General features: G+C 65.3%; 16 protein-coding genes. 8 read left to right on the top strand and 8 right to left on the bottom strand.

Features of this window, described 5'->3' with window-relative positions; all coding sequences use genetic code 11:
* Positions 1–70: 70 nt before the first annotated feature.
* Positions 71–1,285, top strand: coding sequence for an acyl-CoA dehydrogenase (locus tag D9R08_RS16165; RefSeq protein WP_121899108.1), 1,215 nt, complete (start codon positions 71–73; stop codon positions 1,283–1,285).
* 44 nt (positions 1,286–1,329) lie between these two features.
* On the opposite strand, the gene D9R08_RS16160 is transcribed toward D9R08_RS16165, so the two are convergent.
* Positions 1,330–2,193, bottom strand: coding sequence for a helix-turn-helix transcriptional regulator (locus tag D9R08_RS16160; protein WP_158599025.1), 864 nt, complete (start codon positions 2,191–2,193; stop codon positions 1,330–1,332).
* 134 nt (positions 2,194–2,327) lie between these two features.
* Between D9R08_RS16160 and D9R08_RS16155 the strand changes: the two genes are divergently transcribed.
* From D9R08_RS16155 to D9R08_RS16125, 7 genes are all read left to right on the top strand, one after another.
* Entirely contained in the window at positions 2,328–3,149 is an 822-nt protein-coding gene (locus tag D9R08_RS16155) for a phytanoyl-CoA dioxygenase family protein (RefSeq protein ID WP_121899106.1), read from the top strand.
* Positions 3,150–3,272: 123 nt separating this feature from the next.
* Positions 3,273–3,983 (top strand): MBL fold metallo-hydrolase, encoded by a 711-nt coding sequence (locus D9R08_RS16150; RefSeq protein WP_233557528.1) that lies wholly within the window; start codon positions 3,273–3,275, stop codon positions 3,981–3,983.
* Between the two features lie 61 nt (positions 3,984–4,044).
* The gene (locus D9R08_RS16145; RefSeq protein WP_121899105.1) at positions 4,045–5,778 is read left to right on the top strand and encodes an ABC transporter substrate-binding protein; all 1,734 of its coding nucleotides are present in this window, start codon (positions 4,045–4,047) and stop codon (positions 5,776–5,778) included.
* Positions 5,779–5,856: 78 nt separating this feature from the next.
* A complete protein-coding gene (locus D9R08_RS16140; protein WP_121899221.1) occupies positions 5,857–6,867 on the top strand; it encodes an ABC transporter permease in 1,011 nt (336 codons plus the stop codon).
* A gap of 3 nt (positions 6,868–6,870) precedes the next feature.
* A complete protein-coding gene (locus tag D9R08_RS16135; protein ID WP_121899104.1) occupies positions 6,871–7,815 on the top strand; it encodes an ABC transporter permease in 945 nt (314 codons plus the stop codon).
* Positions 7,816–7,826: 11 nt separating this feature from the next.
* Positions 7,827–9,563 carry an ABC transporter ATP-binding protein gene (locus tag D9R08_RS16130; RefSeq protein WP_121899103.1) on the top strand — a complete coding sequence of 579 codons (1,737 nt, stop codon included), beginning with the start codon at positions 7,827–7,829 and terminating at the stop codon, positions 9,561–9,563.
* Positions 9,564–9,567: 4 nt separating this feature from the next.
* Positions 9,568–12,705: an alpha-mannosidase gene (locus D9R08_RS16125; protein WP_158599024.1), complete on the top strand. Its 3,138-nt coding sequence runs from the start codon at positions 9,568–9,570 to the stop codon at positions 12,703–12,705.
* Positions 12,706–12,919: 214 nt separating this feature from the next.
* Here D9R08_RS16125 and D9R08_RS16120 read toward each other — a convergent pair whose 3' ends face one another.
* The 7 genes from D9R08_RS16120 to D9R08_RS16090 all read right to left on the bottom strand — a co-directional run bounded on the left by D9R08_RS16120 (position 12,920) and on the right by D9R08_RS16090 (position 23,600).
* Entirely contained in the window at positions 12,920–14,200 is a 1,281-nt protein-coding gene (locus D9R08_RS16120) for an MFS transporter (RefSeq protein ID WP_121899220.1), read from the bottom strand.
* Between the two features lie 174 nt (positions 14,201–14,374).
* Positions 14,375–15,685 (bottom strand): NAD(P)/FAD-dependent oxidoreductase, encoded by a 1,311-nt coding sequence (locus D9R08_RS16115; protein WP_121899101.1) that lies wholly within the window; start codon positions 15,683–15,685, stop codon positions 14,375–14,377.
* Positions 15,682–16,356, bottom strand: a complete 675-nt coding sequence (locus tag D9R08_RS16110; RefSeq protein ID WP_121899100.1) for a TetR/AcrR family transcriptional regulator — start codon at positions 16,354–16,356, stop codon at positions 15,682–15,684. The genes D9R08_RS16115 and D9R08_RS16110 overlap by 4 nt, the downstream gene beginning before the upstream one ends.
* A gap of 3 nt (positions 16,357–16,359) precedes the next feature.
* A complete protein-coding gene (locus tag D9R08_RS16105; RefSeq protein ID WP_121899099.1) occupies positions 16,360–17,892 on the bottom strand; it encodes a trimethylamine methyltransferase family protein in 1,533 nt (510 codons plus the stop codon).
* Positions 17,889–20,294 carry a GcvT family protein gene (locus D9R08_RS16100; RefSeq protein WP_121899098.1) on the bottom strand — a complete coding sequence of 802 codons (2,406 nt, stop codon included), beginning with the start codon at positions 20,292–20,294 and terminating at the stop codon, positions 17,889–17,891. Before D9R08_RS16100 ends, D9R08_RS16105 begins: the two co-directional genes overlap by 4 nt.
* 91 nt (positions 20,295–20,385) lie before the next feature.
* Positions 20,386–21,414 (bottom strand): ACP S-malonyltransferase, encoded by a 1,029-nt coding sequence (locus tag D9R08_RS16095; protein ID WP_121899097.1) that lies wholly within the window; start codon positions 21,412–21,414, stop codon positions 20,386–20,388.
* Positions 21,411–23,600 carry a thiamine pyrophosphate-dependent enzyme gene (locus tag D9R08_RS16090; protein ID WP_121899096.1) on the bottom strand — a complete coding sequence of 730 codons (2,190 nt, stop codon included), beginning with the start codon at positions 23,598–23,600 and terminating at the stop codon, positions 21,411–21,413. The genes D9R08_RS16095 and D9R08_RS16090 overlap by 4 nt, the downstream gene beginning before the upstream one ends.
* Positions 23,601–23,720 lie beyond the last annotated feature (120 nt).

Raw genomic sequence — 23,720 nt, 5'->3', positions numbered from 1 at the left:
CGGCGCATCGATCTTGCACAATCGGTGCAAATGCGATGTTTTGCGCCCGATATCTTCTGGGAGAGAATTCATGCCTGACGGTCACACACGCCATACCGGCCCTTCGCTTGCGCCATTCGACTGGGCGGATCCGTTTCAGTTGTCGAGCCAATTGAGCGAGGAAGAACGGATGCTGGCGGAGGGCGCGCGGGCCTATGCCGCCGACAAGCTGGCCCCACGGGTGACGGAGGCCTATCTGAACGAACTCGTCGCTCCCGAGATCTTCGCCGAGATGGGGCAGATGGGGTTACTGGGCGTGACCATTCCCGAGGAATATGGCGGTATCGGAGCGGGTTACGTGAGCTATGGGCTGGTCGCCCGCGAGGTGGAGCGGATCGACAGCGGCTATCGCTCCATGATGTCGGTGCAATCTTCGCTGGTGATGTACCCGATCCACGCCTATGGCTCCGAAGACCAGCGGCAGAAATACCTGCCCGGGCTGGCGGCTGGTGAGTTGATCGGCTGCTTCGGCCTGACCGAACCGGATGCGGGCAGCGACCCGGCCGGGATGAAGACCGTCGCGAAAAAGACCGCCGACGGCTTTGTTCTGAACGGGGCGAAGATGTGGATCTCGAACTCTCCGATCGCGGATGTGTTCGTGGTCTGGGCCAAATCCGAGGCGCATGGCGGCAAGATCCGCGGCTTCGTTCTGGAAAAAGGCATGAAGGGTCTTTCCGCGCCCAAGATCGGCGGGAAACTGTCGCTCCGCGCCTCCGTCACCGGCGAAATCGTGATGAAGGACGTGGCGGTGGGTGAAGAGGCGCTTCTGCCCGGTGTCGAAGGGCTGAAGGGGCCGTTTGGCTGCCTGAACCGGGCGCGCTACGGCATCGCATGGGGCGTGATTGGCGCCGCCGAGGATTGCTGGCACCGGGCGCGCAGCTACGGGCTGGAGCGGGTGCAGTTCAACCGACCGCTGGCGCAGACGCAATTGTTCCAGAAAAAGCTGGCCGACATGCAGACCGACATCACACTCGGCCTGCAAGGGGCACTTCGTGCCGGGCGGATGCTGGACGACGGCAGCTGCGCGCCCGAGGTCATCAGCCTGATCAAGCGCAACAATTGCGGCAAGGCGCTCGATATCGCGCGGGCGGCACGCGACATGCATGGCGGCAACGGCATCATGGCGGAGTACCATGTGATGCGGCACGCGCAGAATCTGGAAACGGTGAACACCTATGAAGGTACGCATGATGTGCATGCCCTGATCCTGGGCCGTGCCCAGACCGGATTGCAGGCGTTTTTCTGATCCCTGAAACCGGCCCCGTACCGGGCTGACATCCAACCGGGCGCTCAGGCGGTAACCGCGCCCGACTGGATCGGATCGCGCTTGCGGCGCTGGCGATACTGCCGGGGGGTCGTGCCGTAGATCTCCCGGAACAGCCTGTGAAAATGGCTGAGGTTTTCCAGGCCGCAATCCTGCGCCACCTCCTGCATCGTGAGCCGGGTCGTGCCCAGAAGCATCGCGGCATGCTGCATCCGAACGCGATTGACGTATTCGGTGGGCGAGACGCCCAGATACCGCCGCGCCTGCCGGCAGACATGTTCGTGACCGCGACCGGCGGAGGCGACGAAACCGGAGGCCCCGCGCCGGAAAATCTCGGGCCGCCGGGCCTCCTGACAGGCGGTGACCAGCCAGGTGGGCGCGCGGTCGTGGATCGTGGCGGCTTCGTCCAGCACGTGGGTCATGACCGACAACAGGAAATGCTCGATCCGGGCAAGGCTGCGCCGCGTGTTGCGCATGGACTGGATCGAGTTGATCGCGCGCTCCCGCTGCGCGCCCGTCATGTGAACCGTCACCGGCAGATCCCCCTCGGACCAGAACAGCCGCCCGGCGAAATCCTCCGCGTAGCGGGTCACGATATGTTCGGCGGTCTCCACCCGGAACATCACATTCATGATCCGGCAGCCAAGCTCCGCATCCGCCTGGAAAGCGTGGATATCGGCGGGCCTGATGAACACCATGTCTCCGACGCCGAGCGTTTCCTCCACCCCGTTTATCGCATGCCGCGTGCGCCCCTGCTCGACCAGAAACAGCTCAAAATAGTCATGGGTATGCACGATCTCCGGCGGGGATGGGTCAAGGTCCTTGCGGGCGTAGTGGAAGGCCTCGTCCGGTTTGAGATATGTATCAATTCTGAACAGTGATTTTCGCATGAAATGCCAAAACCCCTTGTTTGCAAGTGCAGAAATCTTAACAAGAATATCAAATTCACACATAAAAATGTCAAGTTGGGGTCTGCCAAAGTCGCCGTCCTGCTGCCTATGCTGGGTGGATGGGGAGGTTGGATATGGTGTTGGATCTGCGGTTTCGCCCGGCTGCGGCCACGGGGCTGTCACGGCTGAGCGCGGCCGATATCGCTGCCTATAACCGCGACGGGTTCGTGCAACCGTTCGACATTTTCACCCGACCCGAGATCGCCCGCATCCGTGCTTATTTCGACCGGCTCATGGCCGGGCTGGGCGACGCGGGGGCCTATGGTATCAACTGCTATCAGGCCCGAATGGCCGGGATCTGGGACATCGCCACCGACAACCGCATCCTGGACCATGTCGCCGACATCATCGGGCACGACATCATTTGCTGGGCCAGCGCGATCCTGTCGAAAAAACCTCATGATCCCAAGGAGGTACCTTGGCACCAGGACGCGAGCTTCTGGAGCCTGAGCCCGGCGCGCACGGTCACCGTCTGGCTGGCCATCGACGATGCGGACGCCGAGAATTCCGCGATGCGGTTCATTCCCGGCAGCCATGACAAGGGCGCGCTGGAAACGACGGATACCGGCGGCACGGCCGTGTTCCACAAGGGTATCGCGGATGCCGACAGGCTGGGGAAGCCTTTCACCAACACATTGAAAGCGGGACAGATTTCGCTTCACGCGGATATGCTGGTCCATGGTTCGGAGGCCAATGGATCGGATCGCCGCCGCTGCGGGCTGACATTGCGCTATTGCCCTCCGGAGGTGCGGATCACCGACCCGGACTGGGCCCGCGGGGTGGAGGCGATCATCTGCCGGGGGCGCGACCCGTCGGGCCACTGGCGTCACCATCCGAGACCCGACAACGACGACATCACGAAGACGCAAAGCCCCCATGTGGTGGGCAATAACTAGCAGAAGATTAACGGAAAATCGGCGCCTCGACCCGGCGCCACCTATAACAATGGTATATCAATTCGCAAAATCCACAGACGCGGAAACCCGTCGCCACGCCCGCGGCAAAGATCAAATCCGCACATGTATTTCGAAAGGGTAAATGACCGGATGCAGATCACATGGTATGGCCATGCGGCCTTCAGGCTGACCCCGGACACCAAGGGCCCGAGCGTCATCTGCGACCCCTACACGCCCGAGGGCGTCGGCTATCGGCCGATCGGGGAGAGCGCCGATCTGGTGATCATCTCGTCGGATGATGACAGCGCCCATTGCCGGGCCGATCTGATCCCGGGAGAGCCGGCGGTGCTGAACGCGCTGACGGTCGCGCAGAGCGGCGGCTCCGCTGAGGCCGCAGGCCTGCGCATCCACGCCATCGAAGCGGCGGAATGGGACCGGCACCCGGAGCATGAGGTGCCCGGGCAGAATGGCATGTACCGGTTTGAGATGGATGGCATTCGCGTGGCCCATATGGGCGATGTGGGCAATCCGCTGACACCCGCGCAGATGGCGTTTTTCGAGGATGTGGACGTTCTTCTGGCGCTGGCAGGAGGCTATCTGACGATCGAATTGCCGGATCTCATGGCGCTGATCGGCGAGGTGCGGCCGAAACTGATCATTCCGATGCATTTCCGCACGCTCACCTACAAACCCCGCAACACCATGTGGATCGAAAGCTTCCTGAACTATTTCGAGGAACAGGACGTGGATTTCGCCTGCGACAGCACGATCAGGCTGTTCAGGGAGAATATCCCGGAAACCCCCCGCGTGATGGTGATGACCCATGCACGCTAGGCCACGCATGCCACGCGCCCAAAGATACGCAGCCATTGCAATGACAACAGGGAGAAGACGAATGAAACCAACCACGAGACTTTTGCTGTCCTCCGCCGCGATGGCTCTGGCGCTGACCGGCATGGCGCCCGCGCAGGAGGTGGCCCGGGAGGATACGGTGATCTTCGATCTGGACCGGACCATCCGCGACCCGGAGAATTTCAACTGGTTCACCTCGGGCACCAAACGCCAGCACGGCGCGCACCAGGCGATGTGGGAGCCGCTGTTCATCCTGAATTACGAAACCGGCGAGATGGACCCGTGGCTGGCGACAGCGATGGAGCCGAACGAGGATTTCAGCGAATGGACGCTGAGCCTGCGCGAGGGCGTGGAGTGGTCCGACGGGGAGGCGTTCAATGCCGATGACGTGGTGTTCACCGTGGGCATGGTTCTGGAGAACGAGGAACTGAGCGAACGGGAGGCGGCCACAATGCGCGCGCAGGTCGCCGCCGTGGAAAAGATCGACGATCTGACCGTGCGCTTCACGCTGAACAGCCCCAATCCGCGGTTCCATGTGGAGAATTTCGGGGTGCGGATCTTCGGTTCCTTCCTGATCATGCCCGAGCATGTCTGGGCCGGAGAGGACCCCGCCACCTTCGCCTTCTATCCGCCGATCGGCACCGGGCCCTATACCTACAGCTCGGCCGACACCAACCGCGCGATCTGGGACCGGAACGACAACTGGTGGGGCGCGGCGACCGGCTTCATGGACCTGCCCGAGCCCGCGCGGCTGATCTGGCTGGAGACCGGCGGCGAGGAAAGCCGGGCGCAGCTGATGCTGGCCAACCAGATGGATATCGCGCATTCGGTCTCCATCGGGACGTTCGAGGCGATCCAGGCGCAAAACCCCAACGTGATCTCGTGGCATGACGGCTATCCGTTCGCATGGCCGGACCCCTGCGCGCGGCAGTTGGAGATCAACACCACCGTCGCGCCCTGGGACGACCCGGCGATGCGCCGCGCCGTCGGGCTGATCATCGACCGCACGCAGATCGTCAACATCGCCTATGAGGGCACCACCGTGCCGTCATCGACGATGTTCGCCGAATACGGCTCCATGCGGCCCTTCATCGACGCCGTAGTTGCGGCCGGGCACGGCCTGCCCGCAACCGGCGATGTGGAGGCCGCGCAGGCCCTGATCGAGGCGGCGGGCTACACGATGGGTTCCGACGGGATCTACGAGAGGGACGGCGAGGATCTGGCCGTGTCGATCCATGTGAACTCGGCCTCCACCGAATACACGCGGACCATCGACATGGTGGTGGAGCAACTGAACCGGGCGGGCATAAATGCCCGGTCGGTGCCGGTGGAAAACGGCGTGTTCTGGGGCGAGGTGCTGCCGTTTGGCGCCTTCGAGATGTCCTATAGCTGGCTGTCCTGCGGGTCGGTGAACGAGCCCTGGACCTCGATGAGCCGGTACACCACCGCCTCCGTCGTGCCGGTGGGCGAGCGCAGCCCGGGGTTCAACAACACCGCCCGGTGGGATGGCGATGCCGCCGCGGCCTATACGGCAATCGTGGAGGAGATGGGCACGATGGCGCTGGACGATCCGGCGCTGCCGGGGATGGTGGCCGAGGCCTATGGCCATCTGGCCGGGGAACTGCCGTTCATCCCGCTGGTGCAGGCGGCCAAGCTGATCCCGATGAACACCACCTACTGGACGGGCTGGCCCACGGCGGAAAACAACTACAACCATCCGGCCTTCTGGTGGAACCACACCCATCAGATCATCCACAATCTGGAACGCGCGGAGTAACGCGCCGAGCGTGCCGCGCGCCTGCCCCACGGCGGGCGCGCGACCAGCCGCCCGCGCAATCCGGGAAGGAGCCGTATGATGGGCCGAATACCCGCCAGCTATCTGATGAACCGCGTGATCACGCTGGTGCTGACGATCGTGATCGCGGCGACGCTGATCTGGCTGATCCCGCGGCTGTCGCCGGTCGACCCCGCCGAGATCATGCTGGGCCGGATGACCGCCGGGGCCGGTACGGTGGAAGGATCGGAGCAGATCCTCGCCACGCTGCAGGAGCGGTTCGGGCTGAACGATCCGCTGCTCGTTCAGTATGCGAAATACATGCGCAACATCCTGTTTCTGGATTTCGGCCTGTCGACCGCGTCTTTCCCCACGCCGGTTTCCACGCTGATCGCCAATGCGCTGCCATGGACCATCGGGCTGATGCTGATCTCCATCGTGATCACCTTCGTGATCGGCAATCTGCTGGGGGCACTGATGGTGTGGGAACACACGCCGCGGCTGTGGAAGGTGGCGATCCCGGCAGCGATGGTGTTCACCTCGATCCCGCCGATCCTGTCGGGGCTGCTTCTGATGTGGATCTTCTCGGCGCAGCTTCAGTGGTTCCCGCTGACCGGCGCCTACGGGCTGACGGTGGAGCCCGGCTGGACCTGGGATTTCGTGGGCTCGGTGCTTCATCACGGGTTTCTGCCCGCGCTGTCGATCGTCGTGGTGACGTTCGGGTTCTGGGCGCTGGGCATGCGCGGGCTGATGATCACCGTGCAGGGCGAGGATTATACGACGCTCGCCAAGGCCAAGGGATTGCGGCCGCGCTATATCCTCTACCGCTACATGATCCGCAACGCGATCCTGCCGCAGATCACCGCCTTCGCGCTGAAGATCGGGCTCCTGATCGCGGGGCAGGTGCTGGTTGAGCGCATCTTTGCCTATAATGGCATGGGCAAGCTGCTTTACGACGCGATCCTCGATCAGGATTTCCCGGTCATCCAGGGGGTCAGTTTCGTGATCATCCTGATGACGGCGCTGGCGGTCTTCATCGTCGATCTGGTCTATCCGCTGATCGACCCGCGCATCCGGCACGAGGCGGCATGAGACATGGCTGATCATTCCACACCCAATGCCGCCGGCGCGCAGACGCCCGACCTGACCGCCCGGCAGATCCGGCGGATGAAGCGCTTCGACAACCCGTGGCGGAACCCCAAGCTGATCTGGGGCGCCGGTCTGCTGCTCGGCATCGTCGCCATGGGCATCCTGGGCCGGATCTTCTGGGATCCCGATCTGGTCTTCACCGGGTCGGGGCTCACGCGGCAACCGCCGGTAGGGCTGGAGAACCTGCGCGGGCAGGTCGGCACATGGGCGCACCCGCTCGGCACCGACGGGGCGGGGCGGGACGTGCTGGCTTTGCTGATCATCGGCGCGCCCAATTCGCTCTTCGTGGGCGTTCTGGCCTCGCTGATCGGGATGAGCATCGGGATTTTCCTCGGTTTCTCGGCGGGCTTCATCCGGGGCCGCGTGGATGACGTGATCCGGGTTCTGTCGGATGTGATGATCACCATCCCCCCGCTTCTGATCCTTGTCGTCTTTCAGGCGGCCTATGGAGACATATCGTTGACCATGATGGCGATCCTGATCGCTTGCTTCGTCTGGCAGTCGCCCACGCGGCTGATCCGCGCGCAGGTGCTGTCGATGCGGGAAAGCGGCTATGTGCAGATGGCGCGGCTGTCCGGCGCGTCGACCATGCATATCATGTTCCGCGAGATGATGCCGAACCTCGTGCCCTATCTCTTCGGCTCCTTCATCGCCAATGTCACCACCTCCATCGTGACGGCCGTCGGGCTGGAGGTTCTGGGCCTCGGGCCGCAACGCATTCCGACCCTTGGCCGCACGATCTACGAGGCGATCAACTCCGGTGCCCTGATCCAGAACCTCTATTGGTGGTGGGGCATTCCGACGATCCTGCTGGCGCTGATGTTCATCGGGCTTCTGCTGATCAATCTGGGCCTCGACGAGGTGTCCAATCCGCGCCTGCGGAAACTGTGAGGCAGACGGTCATGAACGTGCTCGACATCGACGATCTCTCCATCGACTTTCCCACATCCAAGGGGGTGGTCCACGCGGTCTCTCATTTCTCGCTGTCGATCCCGAAGGGCCGCCGCGTGGGGTTCATCGGCGAATCCGGATCGGGCAAGACAACGACCGCGCTGGCCGCGATGCGGATGCTGGCGGCGCCGGGGTTCGTCGCGGGCGGGTCGATCCGGCTGAACGGGGTCGGTGGCACAGATCTGCTGGGCCTGAGCGACGAGGAGATGCGCCGCGTGCGGCTTCGCAAGATCAGCTATATCCCGCAAGGCGCGATGAATTCGCTGAACCCGGTGATGCGGGTCGAGACCCAGATCTGGGACGGCATCGTCGCCCATGAGGGCCATGTGGAACCCACGGAGCTGCAACGCCGGTCGCGCGAGGTTCTGGCCGGTGTCGGGCTGGAGCCCCATGTGGGCCGGCTATACCCCCATGAGCTTTCGGGCGGGATGAAGCAGCGGGTCTGCATCGCCATCGGCGTTTGCCTGCAACCCGATCTGATCATCGCCGACGAGCCCACCAGCGCGCTGGACGTGATCACCCAGCGCCATGTGATGCAGACCCTGCGCGAGGTGCAGGACAAGATCGGCGCGGGGCTGATCCTGATCGGTCACGACATGGGGCTGATGGCGCAATCGGTGGACGATCTGGCGGTGATGCGGCTGGGCGAACTAGTGGAGTTCGGCGACGTGCGCCAGATCCTCGAAAACCCGCGGCATCCCTATACCAGAGAGCTGATTTCCAGCGTTCCGCTGGTGGGCGGCGACAGCTTTCTGGACAGCACGCCGCGCGCACCGGAGGTACAGACCGACACCGGCGCGCCGCCGCTTCTGGAATTTCGGAACGTCTCCCGCCGCTATGGCGCGGTCACGGCGCTGCATCCGATGTCGTTCCGGCTGGACGGGGCGGTGCCGCAGATCATCTCCATCGTGGGCCAGTCGGGTTCGGGCAAATCGACCATGGGGGGGCTGATGCTGGGGTTCAACACGCCGTCCACCGGCGAAGTTCTGTTCAAGGGGCAGGATATCAACGCGCTGGGCGGGGCGGCGGCGCTGACCTTCCGCAAGGAGGTTCAGGCGGTCTTCCAGGACCCTTACGCCTGTTTCAACCCGTTCTACCGGGTCAACCACGCGCTGAAATTCCCCTTCAAACGCTTCGGGCTTGCCCGCGACGAAGCCCATGTGACCACCGCGATGGAGGAGGCCTGCGTGGCGGTCGGGCTTGATCCTTCGCTGGTGCTGAACCGCTATCCGCACCAGTTGTCGGGCGGGCAGCGGCAGCGGCTGATCGTGGCCCGGGCGCTGATGCTGTCGCCCAAGCTGCTGATCGCGGACGAGCCGGTGTCGATGGTCGATGCCAGCCTGCGCGCGACGATTCTGAAAAACATCCATGACCTGAAGGACAAGCACGGCATCTCGATCCTCTATATCACCCATGATCTGGCCACGGCCTATCATGTCAGCGATTACGTGATGGTGCTCTATCACGGCCATGTGGTGGAGGCGGGCCCGCCGAAGGAGGTGATAGGCCACCCGCAGCATGCCTATACGCGGCTTCTGATCGACTCGATCCCCTGGCCGGACATGGATCGCGACTGGGGCTCGGCCGCCGATGCGCGCGCCGATCTGGAAGAACTGGACCGGATCAGCCAGCGGCCCGAAACCGTGTATCGCGGCGATGTGCCGGGATTTCATCTGGCGCAGGCCTAGGCAGATGACCCACAGCCTGCGCCTGACCGCAGACAAGATCGCGCAGCGGCTGCGCCTGATCCGGGCGAAGGAGGCGCGCGCGCGGGTGCCCATCGACCGGTTCGTGATGGAAACCCTGCCCGATGCGGCAGCAATGCCCGATACCGGCCTGATGGCCTGCGCGGCGGAGGGGCCGGTGCTGGACTGGCACAGCTACTGGGGCGGGCAGGATCTGCATTTCGTGCTGCGCTCGCGCTTCACCGTGCCGGAGGGCTGGACCCATCCGGCGCTGCATCTGCCGCTGGGCGTTGCGGGCGACATCTTCACCCATCCCGAGGCGCTGGTTTACGTGGACGGGCGGCCCGTCGCCTCGGCCGACCGGTATCACCATACGATCGATCTGGCCCCGGGGCTGGCCGACGGGCAGCCTCACGATCTGCTTTTGCATGGCTGGACCGGGCTGACCGGGTGGCCGCCCGATCCCACGGACCGCTCGCAACTGTTCATGCGCGACTGCGCGGTGCTGGATCTGGACCCGGCCCTGCAGGAGTTCGTGACGCTGGCGGAGGTGGCGCTGGAGGTTGCGCGCGAACTGCATGACGACCGCCCAGAGAAACACGGGCTGCTGAGCACACTGGACGGCGCGTTTCTGGAACTCGACACGCGCGACCCGATGGCGGAGGCGTTTCGCGCCTCGGTTCCGGCCGCGCTGGCCCGGCTCGCCGAGGGGATCGCGCAGGCGGGCGCGCCGCTCGATGTCCGCCTGCACGGGATCGGACATGCACATATGGATGTGGCTTATCTCTGGCCCATCGACCAGATCCGGCAGAAGAATGCCCGCACCTATGCCAACGTGCTGCGCCTGATGGAGAAGCATCCGGAGTTCATCTTCTCCCACTCGCAGCCGCAACTTTACGCGTGGACGGAAACCGATTTCCCCGAGATGTTCGCCGCGATCAAGGCCCGCGTGGCAGAGGGCCGGTGGGAGGTTCTGGGCGGCATGTGGGTGGAGCCAGATGCGAACATGCCGGGATCGGAGGCATTGGTGCGCCAGATCATGCTGGCACGCACCTGGGTGCGCGCGCATCTGGGGCCGGGCGCGGAGACGCCGGTGTTGTGGCTGCCCGATACGTTCGGCTTTCCCGCCTGCCTGCCGCAGCTGATGAAACAGGCCGGGCTGAAATGGTTCGTCACCAACAAGGTGAACTGGAACCAGTACAATCAGATGCCCTCCTCCACCACCTGGTGGGAGGGGATCGACGGCAGCCGGGTGCTGGCGCAGTTTCTGACCACCCCGCGGGAGGTGCAGCATCTGCCCTTCCCTACCAATTACAAATCCGACCTGAGCGCGACCGAGGTGCTGGGGACCTGGCGGCGGAGCACCTCGAAGGACGGCGTACACGATCTGATGATCTGCTACGGCTATGGCGATGGCGGCGGCGGCCCGACCGACGGGCTGATCCGCAAGGCGCGGGCCTATCGTGCGATCCCCGGCGCGCCGCGGCTGACCCCCGGCACCGTGCGCGGCTATTTCGAAACGATCGAGGCGCTGCCGGGCCGGTTGCCCGTCTGGCAAGGGGAGTTTTATCTGGAGGGGCACCGGGGTGTGCTGACCTCCCAGGGGTGGATCAAGCGCGCCAACCGGCAGGCGGAGGCGCTGCTTCATGATGCGGAGTTTCTGGCCGCGCTGGCGGTGCTGGCCGGCCACGACGCCCCCGATCTGTCCGAAGCATGGCGGCTTTTGCTGCTGAACCAGTTCCACGACATCCTGACCGGCACGTCGATCCCGGAGGTGTTTGTCGATGCACGCAAGGATCACGCCAGGATCCGGGAACTGGCGGGCGCGGCGCTGCGGCAGGCCGCCCGCCGGCTTGGCACAGGCACGGACGCGGGCGCGCCCGGGGCGGGGTATCTTCTGGTCGATGGCGCGCCCTTGCCCGCGCCGCGCCAGGTCGTTCTGGACGGCATGGAGGGCGCGGTGGATACGGCGACGGGCACGCCCCTGCCCTGCCAGCAGGTGGCAGACGGGCTGCTCGTCTCGCTGCCGGCGGAGAGCGGCTATCGGCTGACCGCGGTGCGGCCCGGCCCGGCCGCGCGTGTGGAGGAGACCAGGCTCACGGTGTCGGAGGCGGGCGGCTGGTTCACCATGGAAAACCGCTTTCTCAGCCTCAGGATCGGCCCGGACGGGATGCTGCACGGCATCCGCGACCGGCAGGCCGACCGCGAGGTCCTGCGCGAGGGCGCGCGGGGCAATCAGCTTCAGGCCTTCGAGGACCGACCGATTTCATGGGACGCCTGGGATATCGACATCTTCTTCGAGGAACGTGGCGAGGTGGTGGCGGACCTGACCCGGCTGGAGATCGTCGAGACCGGCCCGCTGCGTGCCGTCATCGCGCTGGAACGGCGCTGGCGGCAAAGCGTGATCCGCCAGCGCATCGTGTTGCGCCATGACAGCCGCCGGATCGATTTCGAGACGGATGTGGACTGGAACGAGACCCATTTCCTTCTGAAAGCCGCGTTTCCGGTGGCGATCCGCGCGGCGCAGGCGACCTATGACATCCAGTGGGGCCAGATCGAGCGGCCCACCCACCGCAACACCTCCTGGGACGCGGCACGGTTCGAGGTGCCGGCGCAGAAATGGGCCGATCTCGGCGAGGCGGGATATGGCGTGGCCCTGCTGAATGACGGGAAATACGGCTATGACGTGCAGGATGACGTGCTGCGCCTGTCGCTGATCAAATCGGCCACGATGCCGGACAGCGGATCGGATCAGGGGCATCATCGCTTCACCTATGCGCTGCTGCCGCATCCGGGCGACTGGCGCGACCATGTCCCGGCGGAGGCCTATGCGCTGAACCATCCGCTGAGGGTTCTGCCGCTGCCGGGCGGCGGGACCGCGCGGATGCCGGTGCGCAGCGCGGCGCCCAATGTCGTCCTGGAGACACTGAAACCGGCAGAGGACGGGCGCGGCGTGATCCTGCGGCTCTACGAGGGCCATTGCCGGCGCGGGCCGGTGATGCTGGACCTAGACGCCGCGATCGGTGCAGTCGAGCGCTGCGGCCTGTTGGAGGAGGAGTGCGAGCCGCTCCCGCTGACCGGTGGCCGGGTGAAGCTGACCCTGCGGCCCTACGAGATCGTGACCCTGCGACTGATCGCCGGATGAAAGCGCGGCCGGCCGGCGGCGCTGTCGATCAGGGGAGATGGGCCCCGGGCGCTCGGGCGGAACGGCCCGGGCGTGAAACGCGGCGGGTGGGTGCGCCTGTCCCGCATGTCCAATGGCGGTTTCGTCCGGCAGGCGGCTGTGCGGGGTCCGGCGCCGAATCCGAGGTCGGTCTTGAGCTCAGACCAACCGATGCTGCGTGACGCACGAACGTCAGCTAGTCCGCTAATCTTTTGACCAAAACCAAGGTCAGTATCATCGCAATGAAAAGGAAAATCGCCCCGACAATCCATGCGATAGGTGTGGAGTATATTTCGGCGACGGCTCCGGCCAAGATCAGCCCCAATGCCCCCCCCAACTGCTGTATCAGCGATCTGAGCGACAGCATGGTCGACCGCTGACGGTCTTCTACGCAGCTATGCAGAATGCTGCTGGCAGGTGTTTCGCAGACACCAAGGAAGACGGAGTAGAGAGCGAACACCGTCACAAAGCCGATGATACCGCCTTGCAAAGCCAATGCGATTTGAGCGCCCGCCAGGCAGGCAAAGGCCGCCGTCAGCGTCATGGCGTGCCGCCGCTTGAAGATCCGGCTGATGTGCGGAGACAGAGATGCGCCGAGAGCGATCGAGAAGAAATAGGTCGCGGTCACGACGCCGATAACAGTGTTGGCGTAGCCCTCATCCAACATCGGCTTTGCATGGGTCGGCCAGATTACCTCGACAGGGTTGGTGGCCATCAGAAAGAACGCCAATGCTGCCAGAAGTATCGACAGTGCGGGATGCTTCAGGGCCAAAAGGCTCGCGTCCTTTATCACCGTCGGGACATTTGCGAAGCTATGCGTGAGAGCCGTGACGTTCGTCGGGCGCGGTTTTTCGACAATGGCCAACATGGTGAAAACAAACACACCCAGCATCACACCAAAGCTTGCCGCGTAGGACACATCATAGATGCTGAACCCGAGGCGTTCCGCGACCGAACCCAAACTATCGGGCAAAAGACCCCCTAGAACGGCGCCAATGGCCAACCCTACGGCATTGGCCCATTGCGCTTTAGCCAGTGCGGGCTGCACATCCACATTTGGCGCAGCAGTCTTGAAGGTTTCGACAAACCAGGCATCAAGCGTACCGGACCGAAGCGCGCGCCCGAAACCGATGAAGGCAAATGAGAGCGCGAGAACATAGAAGTCGCTGGTTGACAGAAAGAGTGCGAGCGAAATCAGGCTGGCGACAACCGCCGTCAAAAAGACCGGCTTGCGGCCGATGCTGTCGGCGAGACCGCCAAACGGCAGCTCCATCGCCATGGTCGTGAGCGAATAGACCCCGAAGAGAAGCGAGATTTGAAAGAGGTCCATGCCTCTGTCGGTCAACGCCAGGGCAACAACGGAAACCGTCAATCCCATGGCAAAACGGTCAAGGAACTGGTGTATCTGAAACACGCGGATGTGCCGTCGTGCCGGACCGGTCAGCGCTGCAAAGGAAAACTCTGTTTCGGTTGCCATGTTTACAACATCGACGTTGTTGCGATCATCCACAACACCTTCGGTCAGCCATGACCTGACCCGAGTGCACCAAGGCGACCGTTCGAGCATGACGCAGCGAATTCACGCTTCGTCTGCATCTCCGCCCCCCTCTCAGTAAATGCCGCCGGTGTCCAGCGGGGCGGGCGGCCGGTCTCAGCCGAGGACCGAAAAGCTGCTTTCGGCGTTGATGTCGCGCTTGCGGGAGTAGAAGCCCACGTCGATCTCGCGGCCGATATAGGGCAGCGTGAAGCGGAGCGGCGCGGCGTCGTGATCCGCCCCGCCCTCGCAATACTCCACGAGCGCCGCCATCATCTTGCCCGCGATCGGGGCGTTCTTGTACTGGTTCCCGCTTGTGCCGCAGGCCATGTAGAAGCCGGGCAGGCAGGAGCGGTCGTAGATCGGGATCCAGTCGGTGGAGGCGTCGTAGAGATCGACCACGCCCCGGGTTCGCGACGGGATGCCGAGCGACGGCACCCGTTGGGCGTAGCGCATGGCCTGGGTCATCCACTGATCGGTGAACGCGCGATTGTAATCCGTGTCGCTGTCGGCCCAGTCATGGGGGTCGCAATCCGGGTCTTCGGAGCCGATCAGGATGTGATTGCCCTGTTCGGGTCGCACATAGCAGGCGATATCGCTGTCGGACACGATGCAGCCGGCGGCCTCGAAATCGAACCCGGCGGGCGCGGGGACATGGGCCACCTCCTGACGGAGGGGGCGGGTCTGGATCGTCATGTCGTCAAGCACGCCGGCCATCGCATTGATCCGGGCTGACCCCGGGCCCGCCACATTGATCACCACGGGCGCATCGACCCGGCCGCCATCCGAGAGCGTCACCCCCGCGACGCGCCCGTTCTTCCGGGCGATCCCCGCAACCTCCACGCCGGTCCGGACCTGCGCCCCGTGCAGGCGCGCCGCCGCCAGCAGGTTCTGCGCGCTGAGCGCCGGGTCGGTCACATAGCCGCCATTTGGCCAGAAGACCGCCCCGTCCATCCGCCTGCCGTTCGGCTGCCCGAAGCCGGGATCGTCGAGGCGTTTGGCGGGGGCGAAACTGTCCATCGCATAAATCGGCAGGCGGCGCTGGACCTCCTCGGCTATCAGTTCCTCGAACGGGCAGCCAAGTTCGGCGGAGTAGCGCATATGCTTCGCCAGATGACCGTTTGCCCCGGTCTTCATCACCAGACATCCCACCTCCCGGAACCGGGCCAGATCGGTGCCCTCGGGCAGGCCCAGATAGGCAGCCCAGTCGCGCCAGTAATGATAGCCCTCCCAGGCGAAGGCAGTCCCGTCGAAGGTGGAATAGTGCATCCGGATGATCGCGCAGGATCCGGCCGTGGAGCCGTGGCCGGCCTGGGTGTTGCGGTCCAGCGAGAGCGTCTTCCAGCCGGCCTTGGACATCTCGAAGGCGATGGCGGCGCCGATCACCCCGGTGCCGATGATGATCGCGTCGGGTTGGCGTTCGCTCATGAGGTCTCTCCCTGATCTATCCGGCGGGCATAGGTGGTGAAATCGGCGATCTCCGCGGGCTGCGCGTGGCGGCCGGTGAACACATAGAGATACATCGGCACGAGGCGCAGGCGGTCTTCCACCGGTTCGCGCAGATCGGCATCGTTATAGCCGATCTGCATGTAATAGAGCACCCGCGCGCGCGTCAGCGCCTCCAGCGGATCGTAGCCGTGGCGGGCGAACATCGCGGTCAGTGCATCAAGGCGCAGCGCTTCGGAGCGGTCGAGCACCCGGCGCACCGCACCTGAGCGGCGGGCCCAGTCGCGCACCGCGAAGTCGAAGGCGATATCGAACAGCGCCGGGTTCACCACCGCGCGGAAGACATTGCAGACGGCCGCGGTGATCGTGGCGGCCTCGGCACCCGCCAGATCCACCAGAGCGGCGGTGTTGGTCTTTTCCCAGTGATCCAGAAGCGCGTCGAGCAGGTCCTGACGGGAGGTGAAGTACCAGTAGAAGCTGGACCGCGACACGCCGAGCCGGTCGCCGAGCGCCAGCACCTTCACCTGCTCCACCCCGTCGCTGACCAGCGCGTCGAGGGCGACGTTCAGCCAATCCTCCCGGGTGACCTTCACATTGCCGATCAGGGGTTCCTTGCTGGGATCATCGCGGTGCAGCGGACGGGCACGGACCATGGCTCAACTCTCCGGCGGGGCGCCGCCCAGGGCGCTGTTGTGGCGAATATAGGCCTGCATCGCGGCCAGCTTGTCGGGGTCCGTCTCGGGCGGGGTGAAGCCGGCGAGCCGGTCCTGCCAGATCGACGTGGCGCGGGTGTTGGCGTCAGGCGCGCCGCGGTCGCGCCATGTCCCGAAATTGGACCGGTCGGCCAGAAGCGGTTCGTAAAACTCCGTCTGGTAGCGCGCCATGGTCTGGCCCGCGGCGAAGAAATGGCCGCCCGGCTGCACCTCGGCCAGGGCGTCCAGCCCGATCTCGGCATCGCCCGCCATCGTCTCCGCGCACATCTCGGCCACCATTTGCAGAACCTCCAGATCGGTGATCAGCTTTTCGTAGGACAGGGTCAAGCCGCCCTCAAGCCACCCCGCGGCATGGATCACCACGGTGGCCCCCGCCAGTAGGCAGCCCCAGATGCCGAACTGGGTTTCGTTGGCGGCCTGCGCATCGTTGATATTGGCGGCCGACCCGCTGGCACAGCGCCAGGGCAGCCCGATCCGCCGCGCCAGTTGACCGGCCGCGAGCGAGGCCTTGGCGTGTTCCGGCGTTCCGAAAGCGGGCGCACCCGATTTCATATCCACATTGGAGGTGAATGTGCCGTAGCAGACCGGCGCGCCCGGCCGGATGAGCTGCGTCAGGGTGATCGCGGCCAGCGCCTCCGCATGGCTGAGGGTGATGGCGCCGGCCACGGTGATCGGCGCCATCGCCCCCATCAGCGTGAAGGGCGTGACGATGGAGACCTGACCCGCGCGCGCGAAATCTATCAGCCCCTGGGCCATGGGCGTATCGAGCGTGCGCGGGGAATTGGTGTTGATGATCGTGTAGCAATGCGGGATCGCGCGGAACCCGTCATCGGAGAGGCCCCGGAAATCACGCAGCATTTCAAAGCTTTGGTCCACCTGCGGGCTGCCGCGCGAGAACACGAAGGGCAGCTTGTCGCTTAGTGTCAGCTGCACCTCCATCGTGGTGTAGTGGCGCAGATGGACGGGCGCGTCCTGAGGCTCGATCAGGGGCGGTATCATGTGCAGAACGTCGAAGGCCTGTGTCAGCATCGTCAGTTCCCGGTAGTCGCGGATCGTACCGGGCCGCCGGCCGCGCAGCAGGTCGGTGGCGTGCGGCGCCCCCGCGCCGGGCTGAAAGATCAGATTGCCCGGTTCCAGCGTCAGATCCCGGTCGCGGTGGCCTGCCCTGACCGGAATTGACCGGGGCGCGGTTTCCAGCGCGGCGGCCACGATCTCCCGCCCGATGAAGACCATTTCGGTTGCCTCATCGACCCTGGCCCCGCCCGATCCGAACGCCCGACGCGCCTCGGGCAGCAGGACCTTCATGCCGAGCGTTTCCAGCACCGTCAGCGCGGCCTCGTGGATTGCCTCGATCCGGTCGTCGGAAAAGACGCGCATCGGCGGGAACGGGTTTTTCAGGTGGCGATAGTCGATCTTGCGTCGCGGCGGGTCCGAGCGGGCGGCCTCCCGCCCACGCCTGAGACCCCTGCGGGTCATCCGCGCATCGCCTTGCCGGCCGGATCATAGGGCGACGGCGCGATGACCCGCGCGGGGCGTTCGGCCCCCACAACATGTACGCTGAGCGGCGTTCCCACATCGGATCTGTCACGGTCGATCAGAGCCATGGCAAGCGATTTGCCGATATGGTGACCATAGCCGCCCGAGGTGACGAACCCCACCTTCTGCCCCTCGGCCCAGACCGGCTCGAACCCGCTGGCATCGGCATCCGCCGCGTCGATCTCAAGGGTCACCTGTATCTGGGCCGGGCCATTGCCATCGCGTTCCGCAAGCGCGGCCTCCCGGCCCAGAAAACCGGGCTTGTCCCAATCGATCCAGCGGTCCATGCCCGTCATCCCGGGGGTATAGCCCTGGGTGAATTCGGCGTTCCAGATGCCGAAGCTCTTTTCGAGCCGCGTGGACAGCATCGCGTTGAAGCCGCATTCGCGGAGCCCTTCCCCGGCGCCCGCCTCCAGAAGCGTCCGGCGCAGCACCGCATGATCGCCATAGCGGCAGTTGATCTCGAAGCCCAACTCGCCGGTGACCGACATCCGCGCGATCCGGGTCCGGATCAGCCCGATATCGGCGGCCATGCAGCCCATGAACGGCAGGCCGGAGATATCGGTTTCCGCGATCTGCCCGATCACGGCGCGGGACCGCGGCCCGGCAAGCGCGAAGCCGCAGATCTCCTCCCCCAGATCGCGGATGGCGACACCCTCGGCGAGATGGTCCCGGAACCAGCGCATATGCCACGCGCGCAGGTAATAGCTGCCCATGATCCACCAGCTGCCATCGCCCCAGTTGAACACGGTCAGATCGCCCTTGAGCCTGCCGGTTTCCGACAGCATCGGCGCCAGCCGCGCCCGGCTCGGCGCGGGCAGTTTCGAGGCGAGCATGCGGTCGAGCCAGCCCTCGGCATTCGGCCCGGTGACTTCGTAACGGGCGAAGCCGGTGATATCGATCAGGCCCACGGCCTCGCGGATGGCGCGGCATTCCGCGGCCACGATGTCATGAGCGTTGGACCGCTTCAGGCTGGGTGTTTCGCTGAACCCGGCGGGCGCGAAATAGAGCGGCACCTCCAGATCCCAGCTTACGCCCCATTGGCAGCCCGCCGCGCTCATCGCGTCATGGGCGGGCGCGGTCTTGAGCGGGCGGCCCGCCGGAAGCTGCTCGTTCGGGTAGGTCATGACGAACCGGCGGGAATAGAACTGCCCGGTGGTTTCGCGGATATAGCGCCGGTTCTGCGCGTAGGGGCCATAGCGCGCCACATCCATCGGCCAGGCGTCGGCCTCGGTCTCTCCGTGGATCATCCATTCGGCCAGCGTCTTGCCCACGCCGCCCCCTTGCAGGAAGCCTGCCATGACCGCGCAGGCACACCAGTAGCCCGGTTTGCCGGGCACCGGGCCGACCAGCGGGTTGCCATCGGGCGAAAAGGTGAAGGCCCCGTTCACCCATGTCTTCACGCCCACCTCCTGCAGGACGGGGTAGCGTTCGAAGCCCAGTGTGAGTTCCCGTTCGATCCGGTCGGTGTCTTCCTGAAACAGCTCCATCCCGTAATCCCAGGGCGCGCCATCCATCGCCCAGTGTTCATGATCGATCTCGTAAATGCCGAGCAGCACGCCTTTCTGATCCTGTCTGAGATAGGTGAACCCTTCGAGGTCCACGGTCATCGGCACCTCGAAGGCGAGATCTTCCAGCGCCGGGATCGTGTCGGAGATCAGGTAGTGGTGTTTGAGCGGGCTGACCGGCAACTCGATGCCCGCCATCCGGCCAAGCTGCTTGGCCCAGAGCCCGCCCGCGTTGACCACATGTTCACAGGTCACGATGCCCTTGTCGGTGACGAGTTGCCAGCCGTCGCGCGTCTGAATCAGATCCTCCACCTTCGTATGCTCGAAGATGGCCGCCCCGCGTTTCCGGGCCGCGCCCGCATAGGCATGCACGGTGCCCGTGGTGTCGAGATACCCCTCGCGGTCGGCCCACATGCCGCCGAGAAGGCCCTCCGCGGACATGATCGGATTAAGCTCCACCGCTTCTTCGGGCGTCACGAGGCGGCAATCCTCGATGCCGATGGACTGAAACACCCGATAGGCCGATTGCAGCCATTCCCACCTGTCGGGCGTGCCCGCCATCGTCAGGCCGCCGGTCATGTGCAGGCCGATATTCTGGCCGCTCTCCGCCTGAATTTCCTCCAGCAGGTCGATCGTATAGGCCTGAAGGGCCGCCATATTCGGATCGGCGTTCAGCGCATGAAAGCCGCCCGCCGCGTGCCAGGACGACCCCGCCGTCAGCACCGAGCGTTCCAGAAGACAGACATCGGACCAGCCGAATTTCGCCAGATGATAAAGCACCGATGCGCCGACCACGCCGCCGCCGATGACGACGACCCTGTAATGAGATTTCATGGGCACATCCCCCTCGCACCGATGTTGGGCACGACGCTACGCAGGGATTTGAGCCCTGTCTAGACAGAAATGTCCAGTGCCGCTTTCGGGTTCAGAGCACCAGTTTGCGCTGGTCCTCGCGGCCCATGGCGACCAGCAGCGGCGCTTCCGCCTGCCGCGACTGAAACGCCGCCTTGTCTGTCAGGCCCCGCCAGTTACAGGCGATCAGCGACTGGGCCACCGCGCCGCCGAGCGTGGTGCCCGGCCCGGTGACGATGAAAAGATCAGGGGCGAATTCGCGGGCAGCCACGGTGACCGCACGGGTGAAATCGTAGGGTTCGGTGATCTGGTGACCAAGCGTGTAGCTCCACAATGCGGCCGTATCGGTCGCGTGGGGCCACCAGATCGCGCCGCGCCCGTCGATCAGCGGCACCGTGGGCTGGGTGAACATATCCGGTGGCAAGACCGCGCGGCCCCGTTCGGCGACCGGGGCCTGCATGTCGGTATGGAACGCGGCATGGTTCGGCAGGCGCAGGGGCGCCGGGCCGTCCGGCGGCACGGCGGCCTCGAACGCGGCGAGCCCGTCGGCGTCCCCGGCCAGAACCAGCATGCCGCCCAGATCGATCGACAGCGCCAGCCGATGGCCCTTGCGCCCGTCGATCCGCGACACCAGCGTCATAAGTTCGGCCCTGCGCGCCGGATCCGGGCGCCAGTCCTCCCCCACGACGGGATAGACCAGTTGCAGCCCGATCGACGCCTCCTGCATCAGCCTGCCCATGGTGTTGACCATGCGGAAGCCGTTTTCGGCGCTGAGCGCGCCGCCTGCGGCCAGCGCGATGTACCAGCCCATGGAGTTGCCGGTGACCGCCACGATCTCGATATCGCCTGCCAGTGACAGCGCATCGGCATAGGCGCTGGCATAGATCAGGGGGGACGCGATGTCGCCGCGGGTGTGTATCGCCGGCTGAAAGCGGGCCGATCCGTCAAGGGCGGTGACCGGCTCCTGCCCTGCTTCGGCGCGGATCGCATCGAACCGCGCAAGCAGCCCGGCCTTGTCGCCGTGATGGCGGGCGAGATACCCAAGCTCCGCCTTGTTGTAGGTGCCGCGACCGGGGCAGACCAGCACCGCGCGCCGGGTCATCGGGCCGCTCCGACAAGGGCAAGCGCGGCCCTGACGATCCCGTCGGCAGACGGCATGGTGGCGGCATAGGCGGGCCCGGTGGCGATGAAACTGTCCTCCGCCGTGAGCCGGGCGAAGGAGGGTGTTCCGGCCTCCGCCAGGGTCGCCATCAGCGCCTCGGCCACGCCGCCGGACCGGCGGGTTTCATCGACGACGAGCACATGGGCGCAATCGGCAACCGCCTCCACAAGGGCGGCTTCCGGCAGGGGCGAAAGCCAGCGCAGGTCGATCACCCGCGCGTCAACGCCCTGATCCAGAAGCTTTTTGCGGGCCTGCATGGACAGATAGGCACCGTTCCCGAAACTCACGATGGCCAGATCGGTGCCCGCGCCATGCTGCCCCGGCTGCCCCAGACCGATCCGCAGATCCGGCGGGGGATAGGTGCCCATCCATGCGCCGTCGCCGGGTTCGTGCAGATCCCGCATCGGATAAAGCGCGATGGGTTCAAGGAAGACGACGACCCTTTGCTCCTCCCGGGCGAGCCGCACACATTCGCGGAGCATCTGCACCGCATCTTCGCCGTTCGACGGGCAGGCGAGGATCAGCCCCGGGATATCGCGCAGAACGGCCACCGAGTTGTCATTGTGAAAGTGCCCGCCGAAGCCTTTCTGATAGCCCAGACCCGCGATCCGCAGCACCATCGGGTTGGTGAACTGGCCCTGGCTGAAAAAGGGCAGCGTCGCGGCCTCCCCCCGAAGCTGGTCCTCGGCATTGTGGAGATAGGCGAGGAACTGGATCTCGGGCATCGGCAGGAAACCGTTCTGGCCAAGACCGATGGCGAGGCCCAGAATGGACTGCTCGTCCAGCAGGGTGTCGATCATCCGGTCGGCTCCAAAACGCTGGTGAAGCTTCTGGGTGACGCCATAGACGCCGCCCTTGCGGCCCACATCTTCGCCCATCAGCACGATCTCGCGCTGCTCCAGCATCAGATCGGTCAGCGCCCAGTTGAGCAGGCGCGACATCGGCTGGGGCGTGTCGAGCTGTTTCAGATCGGCCCCGAAAGCCGCCGCGCGCGCCGCGGGCGTGGGGCCGTTGGTGGGGCGGCAGGCGCGTTTCGGCGGGATCAGGCTGGCCATCACATCGCGGGCGGTTTCAAGCCGGGGTCGGGTCACGGCATCGGCCGCGACCGCGTCCACGCGGGCGCAGGTCTCCTCATAGATCGCCAGAGCCTCCGTGGGAGCCAGCGCGCCCGCCGCATCGAGCAGGCGGACGGAATGCAGCAACGGGTCGTTCGCCTCCTCCGCCTCGACCTGGGCTTTCGGCAGATAGGTCGTGGGCAGGTCGGCGCCCGCATGACCGTAGAGCCGGACCATGTTCAGATGCAGAAAGGCGGGTTTGCGGCGGCGGCGCACATAGGCGGCGGCCTCTGCGGCGACCCGCGCGGTCTCGTAGAGGTCGAGCCCGTTGGCGGCGAAATACTGGATCCCGGGACGATGCATCATCGAGGCGGCGACCCAGCCTTTCGGGGTCTGGGTGGAGATGCCGATGCCATTGTCCTCGCAGACGAAAAGCAGAGGCAGCGGGACCGACTGGATGGCGGTCCAGCCCGCCGTGTTGATCGCACCCTGTGCGGTGGAATGGTTGATCGAGGCATCGCCGAAGGAACACATGGCAATCGCATCACCGGCCAGCATCCGGTGTTCCGGCGGGTGACGGCGGGCCAGCCCGATGCCATAGGCCGCGCCCACCGCCTTGGGCAGATGGCTGGCGATGGTGGAGGTCTGCGGCGGGATCATCAGCGCCCGGGAGCCCAGCACCTTGTGCCGGCCGCCCGAAATCGGATCCTCGGAAGAACAGGCGAAGCTGAGCAGCATGTCCCAGGCGATGGACTGGCCCGGCACCTGATCGGCGCGGGCGATCTGAAACGCCGCATCGCGGTAATGGAGGAAGGCGATGTCGTCGGGGCGGAGCGCATGGGCCACGGCGGCCATGCCTTCATGGCCCGACGAGCCGATGGTGTAGAAGCCCTGCCCGGCCTTCTGCATCGCGCGGCTGGTGAGGTCGAGCGCGCGGCTGAGCACCTGCGCGCGGTACAGGCGGACCGCCTCGGGCCCGCTGAGCCCGCCGTTGGGGGCAGCCCCCGGCGGCAGATCGCCGGAGCCGACCCGGGTCAGGAAATTCTGATGAACGATCTCGGCGCGATCCATGCCTGCCCCTCCGCTTCCTGCGGCGACGTTACCGCCGCGGCGCGGGGGATGGAAGCCGGGCCTTGCGCGCACCGGCAGGTTTGCATTCCCGCGCGGAGCCCCCTGCCCGCGATCATCGCG

The organism is Rhodophyticola porphyridii (genome assembly GCF_003688285.1).
In the GTDB taxonomy this organism is placed as follows: domain Bacteria; phylum Pseudomonadota; class Alphaproteobacteria; order Rhodobacterales; family Rhodobacteraceae; genus Rhodophyticola; species Rhodophyticola porphyridii.
Note: the sequence above shows the minus strand (reverse complement) of the source record. Positions and strands in the feature narration are given on the sequence as shown.

Excerpts from the sequence above, each read along its gene's own strand:
- D9R08_RS16165 (WP_121899108.1), top strand. The coding sequence starts at position 71 with ATGCCTGACGGTCACACACGCCATACCGGCCCTTCGCTTGCGCCATTC.
- D9R08_RS16160 (WP_158599025.1), bottom strand. The coding sequence starts at position 2,193 with ATGCGAAAATCACTGTTCAGAATTGATACATATCTCAAACCGGACGAG.
- D9R08_RS16155 (WP_121899106.1), top strand. The coding sequence starts at position 2,328 with ATGGTGTTGGATCTGCGGTTTCGCCCGGCTGCGGCCACGGGGCTGTCA.
- D9R08_RS16150 (WP_233557528.1), top strand. The coding sequence starts at position 3,273 with ATGTATTTCGAAAGGGTAAATGACCGGATGCAGATCACATGGTATGGC.
- D9R08_RS16145 (WP_121899105.1), top strand. The coding sequence starts at position 4,045 with ATGAAACCAACCACGAGACTTTTGCTGTCCTCCGCCGCGATGGCTCTG.
- D9R08_RS16140 (WP_121899221.1), top strand. The coding sequence starts at position 5,857 with ATGGGCCGAATACCCGCCAGCTATCTGATGAACCGCGTGATCACGCTG.
- D9R08_RS16135 (WP_121899104.1), top strand. The coding sequence starts at position 6,871 with ATGGCTGATCATTCCACACCCAATGCCGCCGGCGCGCAGACGCCCGAC.
- D9R08_RS16130 (WP_121899103.1), top strand. The coding sequence starts at position 7,827 with ATGAACGTGCTCGACATCGACGATCTCTCCATCGACTTTCCCACATCC.
- D9R08_RS16125 (WP_158599024.1), top strand. The coding sequence starts at position 9,568 with ATGACCCACAGCCTGCGCCTGACCGCAGACAAGATCGCGCAGCGGCTG.
- D9R08_RS16120 (WP_121899220.1), bottom strand. The coding sequence starts at position 14,200 with ATGGCAACCGAAACAGAGTTTTCCTTTGCAGCGCTGACCGGTCCGGCA.
- D9R08_RS16115 (WP_121899101.1), bottom strand. The coding sequence starts at position 15,685 with ATGAGCGAACGCCAACCCGACGCGATCATCATCGGCACCGGGGTGATC.
- D9R08_RS16110 (WP_121899100.1), bottom strand. The coding sequence starts at position 16,356 with ATGGTCCGTGCCCGTCCGCTGCACCGCGATGATCCCAGCAAGGAACCC.
- D9R08_RS16105 (WP_121899099.1), bottom strand. The coding sequence starts at position 17,892 with ATGACCCGCAGGGGTCTCAGGCGTGGGCGGGAGGCCGCCCGCTCGGAC.
- D9R08_RS16100 (WP_121899098.1), bottom strand. The coding sequence starts at position 20,294 with ATGAAATCTCATTACAGGGTCGTCGTCATCGGCGGCGGCGTGGTCGGC.
- D9R08_RS16095 (WP_121899097.1), bottom strand. The coding sequence starts at position 21,414 with ATGACCCGGCGCGCGGTGCTGGTCTGCCCCGGTCGCGGCACCTACAAC.
- D9R08_RS16090 (WP_121899096.1), bottom strand. The coding sequence starts at position 23,600 with ATGGATCGCGCCGAGATCGTTCATCAGAATTTCCTGACCCGGGTCGGC.